Annotated in this window: 1 protein-coding gene; it reads left to right on the top strand. The window is 76.2% G+C overall.

Translation table 11 applies throughout. The features are described 5' to 3' along the window. Window positions 1-102: 102 nt before the first annotated feature. Window positions 103-1,422: an NAD(P)/FAD-dependent oxidoreductase gene (locus ACIQOV_RS40990; protein ID WP_401056173.1), complete on the top strand. Its 1,320-nt coding sequence runs from the start codon at window positions 103-105 to the stop codon at window positions 1,420-1,422. Window positions 1,423-1,510 lie beyond the last annotated feature (88 nt).

The raw sequence follows: 1,510 nt of genomic DNA, 5'->3' as shown, positions 1-1,510 counted from the left end.
CAGGCCTGGGCGACGGTGCACGTGGCAGGCGTCGAGCAGTGGCTGCGGGACACCCTCGGCGCAGCCGGATCCTCACTCGGCTGACCCCGGACGAAACGTCGCATCGGCAGGAGGCGCACCATCAGAATCCTGATCGCCGGCGGCGGCTGCGCCGGAACGGCCGCCGCACTCCACCTCCAGCGCGCCCTGCGGGAACGGCTGCGGCGCGGAGAGGTGGAGATCACCGTCGTCGAGCCCCAGGCCTACTTCACCTACCACCCGCTGCTGGCCGAGGTGGCGGCCGGCTCGATCGACCCGAGACACGTGGTGGTCCCCCTGCGCCGGGTCCTGCCGGACTGCCGGGTGGTCACCGCCCGGATCACCCGGATCGAACACGCCGCCCGACGCGCCCTGGCCGACGCCGCCGGCCCCGGCGAGACCCCCGCACCGGTCGAACTGCCCTACGACGTCCTGGTGGTGGCCCCGGGCTCGGTCTCCCGCACGGCACCGGTGCCCGGCCTCGCGGAACACGGCCTCGGCTTCTCCACCGTCGGCGAGGCGGTGGGCCTGCGCAACCACGTCCTGGAGCAGCTCGACCTCGCCTCCGCCACCCGCGACCCGGCGCTGCGCCAGTCGGCGCTCACCTTCGTCTTCGTCGGCGCCGGCTACGCGGGCGTCGGCGCGCTCGCCGAACTGGAGGACATGACCCGCACCGCCGTGCGCGGCTACCACAACGTCCGCGCCGAGGACCTGCACTGGGTCCTGGTCGAGGCGACCGGCCGGATCCTCGCCGAGGAGTCGCCCGAACTGGCCGTGCACACCCTCGGCGAGCTGCGCGAGCGCGGCGTGGACATCCGGCTGCACACCACCCTGGAGTCCGTCGCCGACCGGGTCGTGGTGCTCTCCGACGGCAGCCGCTTCGGCGCCCGCACCCTGGTCTGGACGGCGGGCGTCCGGCCGGCCCCGCTGCTGCGCGAGACCGACCTGCCGCTGGACACTCTCGGCCGGGTGCGATGTCTGGCGACCCTGCAGGCCGTCGGCCCGGACGGACGTGCCCTGCCCGGCGTCTGGGCGGCCGGCGACTGCGCCGCCGTACCGGACCCGAACGCGGACGGAGCCCCCTGCGCCCCCAACGCCCAGCACGCCTTCGCCCAGGCCGAGCTGCTCGCCCGCAACGTCGTGGTGGCCCTGGACGGCGGGCCGCACGCCCCGGGCCTGGCCGACTACCGGCCCGGCCCCGCCGCCTGCTCGACCTCGCTCGGGCTGCGCCGGGCCGTCGCCCACACCAGGCGCGGCGGCCGGCTCACCGGCCGCCGCGCCTGGTGGCTGCACCGGGCCCGGCACCTGCGGCGGCTGCCGAGCGCCGAGCGCCGGGTGCGGGTGCTGATGGACTGGGTGCTCGGCGGGATGTTCTCCCGGGAGGTGGTCTCGCTGGGCGCGTGAGAACCACCACCGTCCGCCGCCGCCTGCTCGCGACCGCCGTCCTGCTGCCGGTCCTGGTCCTGGCCGCCTGCGGTTCGGACCCGAAGAT

Source organism: Kitasatospora sp. NPDC091257 (assembly GCF_044757675.1).
Classification (GTDB): domain Bacteria; phylum Actinomycetota; class Actinomycetes; order Streptomycetales; family Streptomycetaceae; genus Kitasatospora; species Kitasatospora lactacystinica.
Note: the sequence above shows the minus strand (reverse complement) of the source record. Positions and strands in the feature narration are given on the sequence as shown.